This is a genomic window from Nocardia sp. NPDC055029, from assembly GCF_053608525.1.
Genome location: NZ_JBSGVQ010000005.1, coordinates 101,365 through 116,023, shown reverse-complemented (window position 1 = coordinate 116,023; position 14,659 = coordinate 101,365). Strand labels below are relative to the sequence as shown.

Annotated in this window: 16 protein-coding genes and 1 pseudogene; 9 read left to right on the top strand and 8 right to left on the bottom strand. The window is 65.9% G+C overall.

Translation table 11 applies throughout. The features are described 5' to 3' along the window. Nucleotides 1-4 precede the first annotated feature (4 nt). The gene (locus tag ACWF9G_RS06830; RefSeq protein ID WP_452514195.1) at nt 5-1,234 is read left to right on the top strand and encodes an MFS transporter; all 1,230 of its coding nucleotides are present in this window, start codon (nt 5-7) and stop codon (nt 1,232-1,234) included. Nucleotides 1,235-1,454: 220 nt separating this feature from the next. Then, nucleotides 1,455-2,012 (top strand): DinB family protein, encoded by a 558-nt coding sequence (locus tag ACWF9G_RS06825; protein WP_379303135.1) that lies wholly within the window; start codon nt 1,455-1,457, stop codon nt 2,010-2,012. Nucleotides 2,013-2,302: 290 nt separating this feature from the next. Here the strand turns inward: ACWF9G_RS06825 and ACWF9G_RS06820 are convergent, their stop codons facing one another. Next, complete coding sequence (locus tag ACWF9G_RS06820; protein WP_452514193.1) at nt 2,303-2,980, bottom strand: arsenate reductase/protein-tyrosine-phosphatase family protein; 678 nt, start codon at nt 2,978-2,980, stop codon at nt 2,303-2,305. A 157-nt stretch (nt 2,981-3,137) separates the two neighbouring features. Between ACWF9G_RS06820 and trxB the strand changes: the two are divergent. The 3 genes and pseudogenes from trxB to ACWF9G_RS06805 all read left to right on the top strand — a co-directional run. Further along, a pseudogene (gene trxB / locus ACWF9G_RS06815) lies at nt 3,138-4,097 on the top strand (thioredoxin-disulfide reductase); the annotation flags it as partial. A 9-nt stretch (nt 4,098-4,106) separates the two neighbouring features. Next, nucleotides 4,107-4,541, top strand: coding sequence for an arsenate-mycothiol transferase ArsC (locus tag ACWF9G_RS06810; RefSeq protein ID WP_452514398.1), 435 nt, complete (start codon nt 4,107-4,109; stop codon nt 4,539-4,541). A gap of 111 nt (nt 4,542-4,652) precedes the next feature. Continuing rightward, nucleotides 4,653-5,030 carry a VOC family protein gene (locus tag ACWF9G_RS06805; RefSeq protein ID WP_379303132.1) on the top strand — a complete coding sequence of 126 codons (378 nt, stop codon included), beginning with the start codon at nt 4,653-4,655 and terminating at the stop codon, nt 5,028-5,030. Nucleotides 5,031-5,214: 184 nt separating this feature from the next. Here ACWF9G_RS06805 and ACWF9G_RS06800 read toward each other — a convergent pair whose 3' ends face one another. The 4 genes from ACWF9G_RS06800 to ACWF9G_RS06785 all read right to left on the bottom strand — a co-directional run bounded on the left by ACWF9G_RS06800 (nt 5,215) and on the right by ACWF9G_RS06785 (nt 8,191). After that, the gene (locus ACWF9G_RS06800; RefSeq protein ID WP_379303130.1) at nt 5,215-6,018 is read right to left on the bottom strand and encodes an HTTM domain-containing protein; all 804 of its coding nucleotides are present in this window, start codon (nt 6,016-6,018) and stop codon (nt 5,215-5,217) included. A 7-nt stretch (nt 6,019-6,025) separates the two neighbouring features. Next, nucleotides 6,026-6,595, bottom strand: a complete 570-nt coding sequence (locus tag ACWF9G_RS06795) for a hypothetical protein (protein ID WP_452514190.1) — start codon at nt 6,593-6,595, stop codon at nt 6,026-6,028. Nucleotides 6,596-6,600: 5 nt separating this feature from the next. Continuing rightward, complete coding sequence (locus ACWF9G_RS06790) at nt 6,601-7,374, bottom strand: hypothetical protein (protein ID WP_452514188.1); 774 nt, start codon at nt 7,372-7,374, stop codon at nt 6,601-6,603. A 208-nt stretch (nt 7,375-7,582) separates the two neighbouring features. Continuing rightward, nucleotides 7,583-8,191, bottom strand: coding sequence for a TetR/AcrR family transcriptional regulator (locus tag ACWF9G_RS06785; protein WP_452514186.1), 609 nt, complete (start codon nt 8,189-8,191; stop codon nt 7,583-7,585). Between the two features lie 63 nt (nt 8,192-8,254). On the opposite strand from ACWF9G_RS06785, the gene ACWF9G_RS06780 reads away from it, so the two are divergent. From ACWF9G_RS06780 to ACWF9G_RS06765, 4 genes are all read left to right on the top strand, one after another. Further along, entirely contained in the window at nt 8,255-9,331 is a 1,077-nt protein-coding gene (locus tag ACWF9G_RS06780; protein ID WP_452514184.1) for a saccharopine dehydrogenase NADP-binding domain-containing protein, read from the top strand. After that, nucleotides 9,328-10,239: an alpha/beta hydrolase gene (locus tag ACWF9G_RS06775; protein WP_452514182.1), complete on the top strand. Its 912-nt coding sequence runs from the start codon at nt 9,328-9,330 to the stop codon at nt 10,237-10,239. Before ACWF9G_RS06780 ends, ACWF9G_RS06775 begins: the two co-directional genes overlap by 4 nt. Nucleotides 10,240-10,658: 419 nt before the next feature. Beyond that, a complete protein-coding gene (locus ACWF9G_RS06770; protein ID WP_452514180.1) occupies nt 10,659-11,183 on the top strand; it encodes a hypothetical protein in 525 nt (174 codons plus the stop codon). Nucleotides 11,184-11,415: 232 nt separating this feature from the next. Continuing rightward, nucleotides 11,416-11,922 carry a hypothetical protein gene (locus ACWF9G_RS06765; protein ID WP_452514178.1) on the top strand — a complete coding sequence of 169 codons (507 nt, stop codon included), beginning with the start codon at nt 11,416-11,418 and terminating at the stop codon, nt 11,920-11,922. 163 nt (nt 11,923-12,085) lie between these two features. On the opposite strand, the gene ACWF9G_RS06760 is transcribed toward ACWF9G_RS06765, so the two are convergent. From ACWF9G_RS06760 to ACWF9G_RS06750, 3 genes are all read right to left on the bottom strand, one after another. Further along, complete coding sequence (locus ACWF9G_RS06760; RefSeq protein ID WP_452514176.1) at nt 12,086-12,838, bottom strand: esterase/lipase family protein; 753 nt, start codon at nt 12,836-12,838, stop codon at nt 12,086-12,088. A gap of 255 nt (nt 12,839-13,093) precedes the next feature. After that, complete coding sequence (locus ACWF9G_RS06755) at nt 13,094-14,278, bottom strand: PucR family transcriptional regulator (protein WP_452514175.1); 1,185 nt, start codon at nt 14,276-14,278, stop codon at nt 13,094-13,096. A gap of 129 nt (nt 14,279-14,407) precedes the next feature. Then, nucleotides 14,408-14,590 (bottom strand): hypothetical protein, encoded by a 183-nt coding sequence (locus tag ACWF9G_RS06750; protein WP_452514173.1) that lies wholly within the window; start codon nt 14,588-14,590, stop codon nt 14,408-14,410. Nucleotides 14,591-14,659: the final 69 nt, after the last annotated feature.

Sequence of the window (14,659 nt, the reverse complement as noted above, 5' to 3'; positions counted from 1 at the left end):
GCCCATGTCGTCTACCGTGACGGCCACGCAGACCGGACCGGCTTCGCCCGGTGCCGGTCTGCGGCGGCGAGTCCTGATCACGTTGTGCCTCACCGAGATCACCAGCTGGGGCATTCTCTACTACGCCTTCCCTGTCCTGTCGGTGTCGATCTCGGCCGACACCGGCTGGTCGCTGCCGATGCTCACCGCGGCGTTCTCCCTGGGCCAGCTCGCGGCCGCCCTCACCGGTATCCCGGTCGGACGCATCCTCGACCGCATCGGCCCACGCACCGTCATGACCGCGGGATCAGTCCTCGCGATCCCCGCCCTGATCGTGGTGGCACTCGCCCCGAACCCGGTGGTGTTCTTCCTGGGCTGGCTCGTCGCCGGGGTCGCGATGGGCGCGGTGCTATACCCGCCCGCGTTCGCGGCACTGACCCGCTGGTACGGCACCGACCACGTCAAAGCCCTGATGATCCTGACGCTGGCCGCCGGTCTGGCCAGCACCGTGTTCGCGCCACTGACCGCGGTCTTGGTCCAGCGCACCGATTGGCGCGCAACCTATCTCGTCCTCACCTTCGTGCTGGCGGTCATCACCGTGCCCGGACATCTGTTCGGCCTCAGAGGTCCGTGGCCACCAGCACCGCCGCCGATCACCCCGCACGACGACGACCATCAGGCAATCGCCCGCAGCCCCGCGTTCCTGGCCCTGGTGATCGCCCTGAGCCTGGGCGCGTTCGCGGCATTCGCCGGGGTGTTCAACCTCGTCCCCCTGCTCATCGAACGCGGATTCTCCCCATCGCTGGCCGCACTGACCCTCGGCCTCGGCGGCGCCGGGCAAGTTCTGGGCCGCCTCGGCTACATTCCGCTGATGACCCGCACCACCCCGGCCGCACGCATCGTCGGCGCGTTCGCCACCACCGCCATCGCGACCGCGCTGCTGGGCTGGGTCACCACGGTATTCGCGCTGATCGCGGTGTCGATCGGCGCGGGTCTGATCCGCGGGATCATGACCCTGGTGCAAGCGACCGCGATCACCGACCGGTGGGGCGCAACCCATTACGGCCGACTCAACGGCCTGATGTCAGCACCTGTGGTCGTCGTGATGGCGGCCGCACCGTTCGCCGGCACCGCGCTGATGAGCTGGACCGGCACCTGGGCCCGCACCTACCTCGTCCTCGCCGCCATCGCGGCCGTCGCGGCGGTCATCGCCATCGCGACCATCCCACGCACACCCAAGCCCATCGACTCGTAAGGACGTCGTGATGACGCTATGACGCGGTCGGTGCGGTCTTCAGGTCAATCTCGTCGGCGCGATCGAGGTCGACATCGACGCCGAACTCGCCCAGCTCGGCCCAACTGGCTTCTGGCCGCTGTGGGTCGCTTGCTTGCCGATTCGGCTCGGCGACACCAGGTGCTGGGGTAGCCGAGCGAGCGAGGACAATCGAGATAGGTGAGGTGGAGGGCGGCGTGAGATGAGCGACGATCGCATTGTCGACCGGGCCGGGATCGATGCCGAGCTCGAGCGTGTCCGCCGGGAGTTCCACGAGCTGTTGGACTCTGTGGATGCGGACGACTTCGAACGGCGCTCGGAGGGTACGCGGTGGACCAATGAGCAGTTGTTGTTCCACATGGTGTTCGGTTACATGGTTGTGCAGCGGCTGCTGGTGCTGGTGCGGCTGCTGGGCCGGTTCCCGGCGGGGGTGAGCCGCGCGTTCGCGCGAATGCTCGACGCGGAGACGCGGCCGTTCGATTGGATCAACTACCGAGGCTCGTGTGCGGCAGCGCGGGTGTACGACCGGTACCGGATGGGCCGCAAGCTCGACCGCGTGATCGGATCGCTCCGCGCGAGCCTGGCGTCCGAGTCCGAGGCGAGCCTGGTCCGTGGCATGCATTTCCCGACCCGGTGGGATCCCTTCTTCAGCGACTACATGACACTCGAGGACGTATACCGTTATCCAGCAAAGCATTTCGACTTCCATCGCGAACAGCTGACGATCGGCCGCCCGGATGGGCCGCCTGGGCTCCGGTAGCGCTGCACCAGCGCGGCAGTCCTCACCAGCTTCCGTGCGCCCATGCGCTCGGGGAAGCCGCGCCCGAACCCTTCGGATCCTGGCCGCACTACTACGACAGCCTCACCCTGTTCTCGCCCGCTCGAATGGCAACGCAGCCTGTCCTCGGCCTCGCTACGCGGCGTTGGACGCGACTCGGCGTGGCTCATCGGCCGCCTCACTGCGCAACCGCAGCGAACTACGCCTATTCGACAGCGGGACAACGACAACGGTGGATCGCGATAGGTCGGCCGCATCGGACCGACCGGGGATCAGGCGCAGTGGACGTGCCGGGCCAAGGCATCGACGCGCGTGGCCAGATCGTCGAACGCGAGATCGAATGCGGCACCGTCCTCGGCACCGACAGGATCGGGAACCGACCAGTGCAGCATCGGAACATCGGGCAGTTCCTCGTGCGCGCGGTCGCACACCGACACCACCAGATCACCCTCGCGCAGAACATCGTCGAGACGCTGCGGCGACGCCGACACCAACGCCAGCCCACGCCGTTGCGCGACACCGACCGCGCCAGGATTGATCCGCTCGGCAGGATGCGTGCCCGCCGAGGTCGCCGGGAGCTCGCTGGCCCGACACCACAGGGCAGCAGCCAGCTGGGAGCGAGCCGAGTTCGCGGTGCACACGAACAACACTCGCCGCGCGGCCATCACCGTCGTCGACGACAGTGGCGCCAGAGCGTGAGGCAACAGCCGAACGTAGGTGCGGCGACGATCACCCTCGGAACGACGCCGCGTCACAACACCGGCGTCGGTCAGGGTTTGCAGATGATGAGCGACAAGGTTCGACCGCATGCCCAGCATCGACGCCAGATCGGTGGGCGAGGCGTCACCCAGCGTCAGCACGTCCACGATCCGCAGACGCGCGGGATCGGCCAACCCCGCGTGGACCGCCACCCGGCGGGCCAAGATATCATCATTCCACTCAGTGTTCATTGACTCAATCATCGCTGACTAATACTGTGGAATCAAGGACGGACCGCGCAAGCCGCCCGACACCTTCACCGACTGCCCCGCGGCGACCGCCGCGATCGACTCGTTTCAGGAGCGTTGACCCATGCCCGCCGACTTCGGGATCACCCTGGCCACTGCCATCACCACCGCGGAACCGCTGGTGCCGACGGTGGTCGACGACGACCGCGTCCACGACGTCGTCATCGTCGGATCCGGGCCGGCCGGGTACACCGCCGCCATCTACACCGCCCGCGCCGAACTCGCGCCGCTGGTCTTCGAAGGCACCCAATTCGGCGGCGCGCTGATGACCACCACCGAGGTCGAGAACTTCCCCGGCTTCCGCACCGGCATCACCGGCCCCGAACTGATGACCGAAATGCGCGAACAAGCCCAACGCTTCGGCGCCGACCTGCGCACCGAAGACGTCGAAGAACTCCACCTGAACACCCCGATCAAAACCATCGTCGCCGCAGGCGTCCGGTACCGGGCGCGAGCAGTGATCCTCGCGATGGGCGCCGCGGCCCGCTACCTCGGCATCCCCGGCGAACAAGAACTCCTCGGCCGCGGCGTCAGCGCCTGCGCCACCTGCGACGGGTTCTTCTTCCGCGACCACGACATCGCCGTCATCGGCGGCGGTGACTCCGCCATGGAGGAAGCCATCTTCCTCACCAAGTTCGCCCGCAGTGTCACCGTCATCCACCGCAGCGAAACCTTCCGCGCCTCCCGGATCATGCTTGACCGGGCCCGCCACAACGACAAGATCACCTTCCTCACCGACACCACCGTCGAGCGCGTCAACGGCGACACCACCGTCACCAGCCTGACCGTCGCCGACGCCACCACCGGCGACACCCGCGAACTGCCCGTGACAGGAGTGTTCGTCGCGATCGGTCACCAACCACGCAGCACCCTGGTCGCCGACCAGGTCGACCTCGACGACAACGGCTACGTCACTGTCGCACCGTCCTCGACCGCGACCTCACTGCCCGGCGTCTTCGCCGCCGGAGACCTCGTCGATCACCGGTACCGCCAAGCCATCACCGCCGCCGGATCCGGCTGCGCCGCAGCGATCGACACGGAACGCTGGCTTACCCACCAAGCCACCAGCGTGGCCACCGCGAAACGACCCACCGTGCTGTTCGTCTGTGTCCGCAACAGCGGCAAATCCCAGATGGCCGCCGCGCTGATGCGCCAGAGCGCCGGAACCGACATCGAAGTCCACTCCGCCGGAACCGATCCCGGCTCCGATCTCAACGCCCTGTCGGTGCAGGTACTCGACGAAGTCGGCGCCAGCACCGACGGCGAACACCCCAAACCGATCGACCCCAACCTCTACTCCGGCATCGACCTCGTCGTCGTCCTCGGCGCGGAGGCGAAAGTCGAAGCCCCCGAGGGGCTTCCCGTCCAGACCTGGATCACCGACGAGCCCTCCGAACGCGGCATCGACGGCATCGAACGCATGCGCCTCGTCCGCGACGACATCACCACCCGCATCACGCGGCTCGCCGAGCAGATCCGAACCGGGCTCACCGTCTCGGCCTAGGCGATATCGGCTGTGCTCAGCGGAGTCGAGCGCTGGGCCAGTGTGGATGTGGCAAAGGCGGCGACACCGGTGGGGTAGTCGACTGGCCGCCTGCCGGCACCCAATTCGTCCATGCTGGTAGGTATGGCAAATCGATGGGTGGGGATCACGATCGACTGCGCGAACCCCGCGCGGCTGGCATCGTTTTGGAGCGCGCTCCTGAGTATCCCCGCCACCGCCGAACACGGCGATGATCCGGGATGGGCAACCGTCGGCTCGCGCTGTGATGACAGGCCGCGCTTGACCTTTCAACGAGTGACCGAGCCCAAGATCGGAAAGGTCCGCATCCACCTCGACCTCGAGGTCGACGACATCGAAGCCGGTCGCCGCCAGGTGGAGAACTTGGGCGGCCGCTGGTCCGGTGAGCGGCACGACTACGACGAAGGAGTTGTCATGGTCATGCGTGATCCCGAGGAGCACGAGTTCTGCCTGGTCCAATACTTCCGTTGAGAAGCCGGCTGGTCACTACACAGTTTGACGAAGCCCAAAGGGACACCTTCGATTCCGAGCTGCCATGGTCACGGCTTGTGGATCGACGCATGCCTCGATCGCGGCGAGGTGGCGACCGAGCCGGGTGTCGGACAGACGGTCGTCGACGGGTTCGATGTTGTCGGCTTCACGATGTGGGCCGCTGTCACAACCCCGTGCCGGTCGCGCAGAAGATCACTGCTGGGTAGGTGGCGACGAATGCCCAGGTGAAAGTGGACAGGCGCATGAGGACGGCGGTACCGAGGTGCAAGAGAGCTCCGCTGATCAAGAGTGCGTAGGTGAGCGGTCGAATGCCGAGGAGCGCCAGGGGAAATGCGCACTCCAGCAGGATGACCGACCAGCACATCGCCGTCGCGATGCCTCGATGGCGCGCCAAGATCTTGCCGGCCCGCGCGTGCCCATAGGCCTGTGTCGCCAAGACGCCCGGTAATGCCGCTCCGCTGCGCCACGACGGGCTGACCAGCTTCGCCGCGCCTGCCGTGAAATACGCGAGACATACTTGTGCTGCCAAGAACCAGAGCACGATCTCGTTGGCGCGCTCTTGCCCGATGCCGAAGGCGAGAGCCAACGATGCAAAGACGATGATTGTCAACTGGTCTGCCCCGTCGCCTCCGAAGCGCGAGCGCATACTCAGCAAGATGTAGGTCACGGCAATCACGCCGGCAGCCAAGGAGTTGAAGGCCGACGAGGGGTGCAGCGCCAGGAGGACCCCGCAGGCCAGGCAGACGGCGACAAGGCCGAGCACTCCCGGATACGCCAGCAGCCGTCCGGCGCTGCGCTGGAAGGGCCTCCTCGTCAGCATGGCGACACTCGTAGTCGACACAGGCCAGCTGGCGAGGGCGCCATCGGAAAGATGCCGAGGCATCGCCAGCCTCTCCATCGACCCGATGATGACGGCAACGGAGCCGATCGCCGCCGAAAGATGCAGCGCGTCCGAGCTGGTGAACATCGGCTGCTTACCTCTCGCCGAGCAACTGTTCTGACAGATGCATGGTCGACAAGAAAATCACGTGGTGATCCGGATCTTCGTCAGCTCCCTTCGACCGCATGATGAGAAACTGGGTGGCCTGGGCGCGATAGTCTCGTGGCAGACTGCAGACAAAGTTGAGCGTCGCGATATATGGCAGCGTGAGTTGCATCTGGGCGGTGTCACGGTTCAGCGACAAGCTGGCCTTGACGAGTTCGACCGTCACGTCGATCAGTGCCTTGTTATGCCGCCTGCCTGGATTCCAGACCGGTCCTATCCATTTCGGAGACGGGTGCGGACGAACCTCGCACCAACGAGTTATGTGGCCATCCGGCAGCCGATCGCGGTACAGCAGATGAAGATCGTCCGTCGCCGGTGTGGGCGCAAAGAAGTTCCAGCGCGGTATGAATCCGAATACGTCGTGCGCGCGAATCCACTTCTCCGCCCTGCCGGCTTCCCACTTCTCGACATTACGGGGTATCTGACAGACGGCAGAAACTGAAAACCACACCAAGAGAAATATGGCAAGCGCAGCTGATATCAGATGGTCGATCGCCATCTTGATCAATGCACATGCCCGAGAGCTTCACGGCGGATATCGAGCAATTCCCGTGCCGTGGTGGCCGGGCCCAATCTCCGAATTTGCTCGTCCGAGAGGTGCCGATCCTCTTCCTCTGCGGCCATGACAGCTGCCGTACACAGGACAGCGACGGTGACGGCCATGGCAGCCCACGCGACAAAGGTGCCGTTCTCGCAACAACTTGCGTCCGCCGTCAGGTTCGCCTCCAGCTGATCCTCCGGCACCTGCGCCAACGCGGCCCGTTCAGCTGGGGTCAGCGGCGGCTCGTGTTTGAGGGCCACGGCCGCCAATGCGTCGTCGGTACCGTCACGCCGGTGCTCGACGAGAGTCAGAGATTCCGGGCTCAGCTGTCCACCGTTGTACGGATTGTCCAGGATAACTACGCCGAGGTCGTCCGGTGGGAAGATGTTCGTCGCGAGGGTCCGGCCGCCATATCGAACGCTCGCGAATACGGGAGAACGCTGCAGTAGACGCCAAGCCTGGTACGTCGAAAGTCTCGTGCGACCTTCGAAACGGGGCCGGAGCTCGTTCTCGACCATGGCGACATCGTCGCCATTTCGCAGGGTAGCGGCATCTCGAACTCGCTGCAGTATCGGATCATCCTGGGCGGCGACGAAAACCCGGACGGATCCGGGCAGGCAAAGCAGCGCACGATCAGGCTGTGTAGGGACGTAGTCCAGAACCTCGATCTCGCGATACCTGAGCGATCGCATCGCAAGCTCGTCAGCGGCGAGCTGCAACAGTGTTTGTTGATCCACGTCTCGACCTCCCAGCTAAGGGTGACGCCTTCTGACCAGACCAGACGGAAACGTAGCACACGCACTCGTCGACGAGACGGTATTTCGGGTCAGGCGGGCCACCGCGCGGCCGCGGCGCCCCGATTCGTGGCGTGTGCACGAGTTCGTCGGCCACGGTGAACGCGTTGAATTGCCCGGGGCGATTCAGCGTGATGGTCAAGACGGTGTATCAAGCGTCGCGAATACCGACCTCGAGCAGGTGCAGGGCGGCGTCGACTGTGGCGGCGACGAGGGTGTCGTCCAGTGGGCCGGTGGCGGGGAGCATGGCGTGCAGGAGTAGTGGCCCGGTCAAGATGTCCGCGACGAGGTTGGAATGAGTGACCGGTGGTATTTCGCCGCGGTCGACCGCGCGTTGGAACATCGCCTGGGTCGACCGGCGGCGAGGGGCCATGAAGGACTCGTGGAACAGCGCGCTCCACTGCGGGTCGGTGCTGAGATCACCGAGCAGGCCTGCGATGCCCGCTGCGATGATCGGGGTGTTGAAGAACTCGACCTGTGCGCGTTGCAGCGAGATCAGGTCGTCGCGCAGGTTGCCGGTATCGGGCGCAGGATCGGTGCCGAAGTGCGTAGCCATGCTGTTGGCAATGAGTGCGACGCGTCCCGGGAAGCGGCGGTACAGCGCGGTGCGCGTAGTACCAGCCAGCGCGGCGACCTTGTCGATAGTGATCGCGCTATAGCCGTCTGTCAGCAGTAACTGCTCGACGGCGGCGGTGATGGCGGTGTCCAGGGCCGTGTTGCGGGGGCGGCCCATTCCGGCGGGTTTTCCCTTGTCAGACATACGCGACACATCGTAGCGGTTCAACTCTTGTCGGACATACGATACACGATGTAGCGTATGTCCATGGGTGAAATCTGGATCATCGGCGCGACCGGTCGCGCCGGGGGAAACATCGGTGCCGAGTTGCGCGGCTGCGGGCATCGGATCGTGCTGGTCGGCCGCAATGCTCAGCGATTGGCCGAGGCTGCGGCGGCGCTCGAGGCGCTGGGCGGGGCACCTCCGCGAACGCTGATCACCGATGACCCGGTCGGCCGGATCGCCACGGGCGGACCGGATGTCGTCGTCAACACGGTCGGCCCCTTCGGTGCGACGACCATCCCGACCGCGCGGGCGTGCGTAGCCGCGGGCAGTCACTATGTGGACCTGGCGAACGAATTCCAGCCGGTGCGGTCGTTGCTGGAGCTGGATTCGGTGGCCCGCGCCGCCGGGTCGACGCTGGTGACGGGTGCGGGGTTCGGCACTCTGGCGAGCGAGGCACTGGTCTACGAGCTGTGCACGGGGCGTCCCGCCCCGATCCGCGTGCGAGTGGCAGCGATGCCTGTCGTGGACGGCTTGGGATCGGCCGTGCTGGCCAGTGTGGTGGACGCGGCGGCGACCGGCGGGCTGACCTACCAAAACGGTCGCCTCGTGCGGACCCGGCTGGGTGCTCACCCGCACCACATTCCGCTGCCGGACGGTACGACGCGTGCCACCGGGGCCGTACCCACCGGTGAGCTGGAGGCCGCGCGCCGGGCCTCCGGTGCCGACGAGGTGATCGCGACCTCCAGCGAGGTGCCCACCGGCCGGGTAGCTAGAGCCGCACTGCCGATCGTGGGTGCGGTGCTGCGAGTAGATGCGGTGCGGCGCAACGTAATCCGGATTGTCGACCGCTGGCAGCTGACACCACCGAGCACGCCGGGTGAAGGGTCGTGGGCCTACGCGTCCGCGGAATGGCAGGACGGGGAAGAACGCAGGGCGTGGTTGCACACCGGCGAGGGCTACCAGTTCACCAGCCGTGTTGCCGCCACAGTCGCGGGAAGGCTGGCCGACGGTGATGCCCGCCCCGGCGCGTTCACCCCCGCCGCATTGTTCGGCGCCGACCTCGCCCGATCCGCGGGCGCCACCATCACTCTCGACACGACCGCGAAGGATCCGCGATGACTGACACCACCCGCGAGCATGTACGTATTCCGGCAGGCGCGGACACCGAATTGGACTGCTGGCTGTACCTCCCGTCGTCACCGGCGCCGCATCCGACGGTGGTGATGGCCCACGGCATCGGCGGAGTCAAAGCCGCCGGCCTGGCCCCGTTCGCGGAGTTCTTCGCCGACAACGGCTTTGCCGCCCTCGTCTTCGACTACCGGCACTGGGGGCGGTCCGGCGGCACTCCGCGCGAACTCCTCTCGATCCGCCGCCAGCGAGAGGACTACCGCACCGCCCTGGCCTGGGCGCGTCGCCACGACTCGCTCGACAACGATCGCCTGTTCATCTGGGGAACATCCTTCGCCGGAATGCACATCCTCGATATCGCCGCCACCGATCCGGCACTGGCCGGAGCCATCGCACAATGCCCCCTCGTCGACGGCCTGGCCGGGACGGGAAAGGTGCACCCACCGCGCGCGCTGCGCCTGATCGCCACCGCAGTGGCCGACCTGCTCGGTGGCGTCGTCGGCAAGCCGCCGAAATATCTGCCCCTCAGCGTCGCACCCGACAGCATCGGCGTGATCGCCACAGACGACGCACTCAGCGGACTGCACCGACTCGCCCCGGCTGACGGCGAGCCGTGGCCGAACCGCATCACCGCACGATCACTGCTCGACATCGCTGTCCACCGCCCCGTCCGCAGTGCCAGCCGGATCCGATGCCCGCTGCTGATGGTCGTCGCCGAGACCGACACCATGGCCCCCACCGGACCCGCCACTCAGACCGCCGCGCGAGCACCCCGCGGCGAGCTCTACCGCAGCCGAGGCGGGCACTACGACGTCTACGCCGGCGGCCTCGACCACCCCGATGTGCTCCGCATAGAACTGGAGTTCCTCACCAGACACGCCGCCGGCCGCGGTCGATAGGCTCGCTCGTCCTTCTCGGCGCGCATCCTCCCGACACGCACGGTCATGGCATAGCGGGTCGACCTACCAGTCCGCGCGCTACTCGAATGTCGCCGAGCTTCACCGGCTGGAGTGCGGCCGAGGCCGGTCCGGCCGACCTCAGCCGGCCGCGAAGCGCGGACGCTCTGATCGAGCGCAAGCCCGCCGGTCTATCACCGATGACAAACTCGACCGACATCGATTGGACCGCACGCCAGACTGCCCCATCGTTGGTTGCAACAGGACCGGTCGGTACCGCAGGATCGACTCCTCGAGAAGTCTCAGCGTGAGTTCGTCGCACCGAGTGGGTGATCGCGAACTCGAACAGTCACCACGGCTGGCCTCGCTCCACCGGCCACCATGCTTTTCCTCGAACAATTCTAATGGTCGGAGGTTGTGGAGTGGTCGATCCGATGGGGCGGCACGAGTGGTACATCCGCACCGTGATCTCGCTGCCGGAGATGGAGGCGCATGCTCGAAGTCCGCTCTGCGCCGACGGCCGGCTCCGCACCCCGACCGATCAGATCTTCGGGTGGCAGGTCGAATGCAGTTGCGGACAATGGCGCGGGAAGCTGTGGCAGCGCGCGGCTCGACCGCTCGATCACAACTTGCCCGAACGCGTCCTGTTCAGCGCGGACGGGGAGCTGTCGCCCGCGTCACGGCAGGCGGTGCTGGCGGACTGGGACGGCCACGTTCATCGCGTCTGGACAGTCATGCCGGTTCGCCTCGCGCACGAGTTTCTGCTCGAAGCTCAGCTTCGCCTGACCGAAGCGGTCCGATTCGCTCGCAGCACCGATGCTTCCTGGGATGACATCGGCTCCGCCGCAGGCGGCATCGCCGGACCAACTGCACGCGAGCTCTGGGAGGGTGTTTCCGCACCGGAGCCGCAGGTCATTGGTTCTCTCGACGACCAATGGAGGATCTGAAGGACTTGCTGCAGCCGCAGAATAGAGCAAAAGACCCAGCCTCTTTTGATCTCGCAGGGTCGTACGGCAGGACAGTGGCGTCCGTTCCAAATCTAGAAGTTAGCTATTCTTCACAGGCGCGTGCTCGGATTTCTGAGGTGCCTGTTCAGGAGATCATCGTGCATGTTGACACAATTCTGAATCTCGCGGCTCGAAAAGTGAGCATGGCCGGGTTGTCGCCGAACGAACTCGCGTGGTGACTCCGACGATGGTGCACAATCCCGGTTTACGGATACCTCCCCAGTACGGTCCGTTTCTGTCACCGCAGGATCTGCTGCGTGCGGTCAGTGGATCCGCCGACAGTGATTGCCCGCTGGCGCAGTGGGCGGGAACGCTGGGTTCGTTGTATCGAGCGTGGCTCGGTGATCCGTCGGCCGAGACGATTCGCCGGCAAGTCGCGGGGGTTGTCCACGAGATCGATGCGTGGATCGCCGCGCAGTTGCCCCGGCCGCGGGCCGGGACGCCTCGGGGAACCGATTCGGTGGGTGGGGTGATCGCGCGGGTCGCGGAAGCCTCGGCGTGCGCGCATTGGGCTCTGCATCATATGGAGGATGCCGTCCAGCGTCACCGGGCTTGGGATCACCTCGCGGAGATGCGTGAGGGTTATGAGGATCTGGTGTTGCTGGCACTGGGTGGCTTGATCAGATTGCCCAAGTCCTGGCCCGGAATCAGCTGGCTGGCCGGCGCCACAGCGAAGTAGCCTGGACAGGTCACGTTGCGCCTCGACAGCCCGTCGAGCAGGCGAAGTGCGTCGGTGAGTTCGGCGGAATCGCCTGGGGGACTGTCGACTTCGTCGAAGCCGGGTCGCGAGAGCCCGGCCCCGCCGCACTGATGCGAGATGGGGCCGGGCTCTGACCCGACCGCTACTTCACGAAGTTGCGGACGCCCTCGAAAACCGTCGCCGACGACAGCAGCGAGATATGGCCGATGCACAGCGTCTGGGTGTTGGTGGCACCGCTGAGAATGGTGCTCGTATCGGGGTTGATGATTTCGTCGCACGGTGACCACCAGGTGCCGTAGTTCACCTGTCCCGGGGTTTCGTCGCCGGCGTTGAGTTCGGCCAGGAATGCCGAGCCGGGCCGCATCTCCACGCACGAGTCGTCATAGCATCCGTCGGCAACTTCGGTGCCGTGATTGGGGCCGCCGATGGAGACCCAGTCGTCGACGAAACTCAGGCCGTCGAGCTTCTTCAGGTACCAGCGGCTATTGAGGCCACCCATCGAGTGGGTGATGATGTCGACTTTGGCGGCACCTGTTTTCGCGCGCAGTGCATCGACTTGCGCTTTCACCTCCAGCGCGATGTTCTCGTTCGATTGGGAGGTGTCGTAGCTGAATCGTGCCAGCTCTTCGATGGAGTATCCTGCCGCCAGGAACCGGCCTCGCATGTAATCCCAATTCGACGCCGAACCCTGCCAGCCGTGGACGAAAAGAATCGGATCCCGCTCTGCGTCCGCAGCGGCCTGTGGCGTGGCGATGCCAATTGCAGCGGTCGCGGTCGCGGCCAGGGTGATTGCGGCCGTCGCGGCACGACGCGCGATCGATGTGTTGTGCATGAAAATGACTCCGATCTGCTCGCGGCACTGCGAGCAGACAGAAGATACTTCGCGAGGACTCATCCCGTGCACTGTGAAATTTAATTGTTCAACTTGCCGCCGTATTCTTGGAATTATCGCGGCACCGAAGAGGCATAGGGAAAGTGGCGTCGAACCGCTTGGTCGAGTGGCGCAGTCGGGTGGTCGCGGCTGACGAGGGGAGCTGGGCATCTCCCTGATCGATTGTGCCGCAGCATGATTCACTGATCGAGTGGAAGTGGCTGCACTGTGTGCGGCAGTCTCCTTGTTCGCTTGTCGCGCATGCGGGGGACTGATGTGTCACGAGCCGTCTTCGATGGTGTCCGCGGCGGTGACATCGTCGTTCGGCCTGGCAAGATTCTGACCGGCCGTGGGGCCTTCGAGGATGCGGATGGTCAGTGCCGCTGCCAGGGTTCGGCCTTCGCGGGGCTGCGTCGGGTCCAGACCGGTGAGTTCGGTGATCCGGTTGAGCCGGTAGGTGAAGGTGTTCGGATGCACGAACAATTCCCGTGCGGCTGCTTGCCGGTCGGCGCCGTGCTGCAGGTGCGCCTGGAGGGCGGCGATCAGGTGCGGGTGTCCGGCCACTGGCTCCAGCAGCTCGATCAGGCGTTGTTTGGCCCGGCCGGGCCGGGTGATCTGAAGCTCGAGCAGGAGATCGTCGAGACGGTAGCAAGCAGGCGGGCGGCCCCTGAGCCGGGCGAACAAGGCGAGTTCGCGGGCATCGGCGACGGCGGAAGGGATCTCCTCGAGAGCCACGCCAGGCAGGAGTCCGAGATAGGGTCTGGCATCCAGTGTCGAGCGCAGCCTCTCGGCGAGCTGATCAAACCGATCCGGGGCGATCGCGGTGTCGGCGAGCAACGCGATCCCTGTGCCGCCGTCGAACTGGAACAGGACGGTCGAGGTGGAGAGGTCGTCGAGACAGCGGGCGATGACCTGTTCGCGGCGCCGGGCAACGAGTTCGGGGACATCGGGGGCAGCAGTGGCGTCCAGGTCGATCGCGAGCACGGTGTAGGAGCCTGCCAGCGAGATCCCGGCCTTCGCCGCATGGCCTTGTGCCGGGGAACCGGACAGCAACGCGGCCAGCAACTCCCGGCGCGCACCCTGGTCGCGCCCGAACGTCTCCCGCTCGACCACAGAATAGGACTCGGCCGCGATGATGACGATATGCCCGGTCACCTCGAGCAGCCGCTGCTCGATGTCGGCGAGCTCGGACCTCTGCTCGGGCGTGGTGGCCAGGGCGGTTGCCCCTGACACCGCTGCCCGCGCCGTTGCGTGCACCAGTTCCAGCAGAGCCGGCAGGGGGAGCCGGTGCTCGGCGTGACGCTCGGCCAGTGGTGCTATCGCCCGCGCGATGTCGGTGCGACCGAGCGATCGCTCCGCGCTCATGGCGTCGAGAAGCACCCGCGCGCATGTGCTGATCGTTGGCGCGTACTCGGCCTTGACATACTGCTCAGGTAAGCCTGCGGCCTCGCTCGCAGTTCGCACGCTCTGTTGTATCTGCTGAGCGACAGCAGAGCGGCGCTGCGACAGCAGCACCCGCAGTGCCGGCGGCTGCCTAGTGCCCTCATCCACAGACATCGCCCCATTGTTGTCGGTTGCGGTCCGGCTGTGAAGTCACGGGCGGCCTCGAAAACGATCAGCTCCGAAGGGGTCGGTGCCGGGTAGTCCGGGGTGGTCGACCTCGAGCTCGCTGACATCGAGCGCTTCGCGGCTGGTCGCCAGGATCCGCAGGCGCGGACAGGCGCCCAGCAGTGTTTCTCCGGACAGCATGCGGGGCGGGCAGGTGACTGTCGTCATAGCTTGCCCTCCGCACGGGGCCGCTATTGTGTTAGTGACTAACAGTTGTTAGTGGATAACACTTATCTC

What these genes read in the sequence shown, in the direction of transcription:
- ACWF9G_RS06830 (WP_452514195.1), top strand. Translation starts at nt 5, where the DNA reads ATGTCGTCTACCGTGACGGCCACGCAGACCGGACCGGCTTCGCCCGGT.
- ACWF9G_RS06825 (WP_379303135.1), top strand. Translation starts at nt 1,455, where the DNA reads ATGAGCGACGATCGCATTGTCGACCGGGCCGGGATCGATGCCGAGCTC.
- ACWF9G_RS06820 (WP_452514193.1), bottom strand. Translation starts at nt 2,980, where the DNA reads ATGAACACTGAGTGGAATGATGATATCTTGGCCCGCCGGGTGGCGGTC.
- ACWF9G_RS06805 (WP_379303132.1), top strand. Translation starts at nt 4,653, where the DNA reads ATGCTGGTAGGTATGGCAAATCGATGGGTGGGGATCACGATCGACTGC.
- ACWF9G_RS06800 (WP_379303130.1), bottom strand. Translation starts at nt 6,018, where the DNA reads ATGTTCACCAGCTCGGACGCGCTGCATCTTTCGGCGGCGATCGGCTCC.
- ACWF9G_RS06795 (WP_452514190.1), bottom strand. Translation starts at nt 6,595, where the DNA reads ATGGCGATCGACCATCTGATATCAGCTGCGCTTGCCATATTTCTCTTG.
- ACWF9G_RS06785 (WP_452514186.1), bottom strand. Translation starts at nt 8,191, where the DNA reads ATGTCTGACAAGGGAAAACCCGCCGGAATGGGCCGCCCCCGCAACACG.
- ACWF9G_RS06780 (WP_452514184.1), top strand. Translation starts at nt 8,255, where the DNA reads ATGGGTGAAATCTGGATCATCGGCGCGACCGGTCGCGCCGGGGGAAAC.
- ACWF9G_RS06775 (WP_452514182.1), top strand. Translation starts at nt 9,328, where the DNA reads ATGACTGACACCACCCGCGAGCATGTACGTATTCCGGCAGGCGCGGAC.
- ACWF9G_RS06760 (WP_452514176.1), bottom strand. Translation starts at nt 12,838, where the DNA reads ATGAGTCCTCGCGAAGTATCTTCTGTCTGCTCGCAGTGCCGCGAGCAG.
- ACWF9G_RS06750 (WP_452514173.1), bottom strand. Translation starts at nt 14,590, where the DNA reads ATGACGACAGTCACCTGCCCGCCCCGCATGCTGTCCGGAGAAACACTG.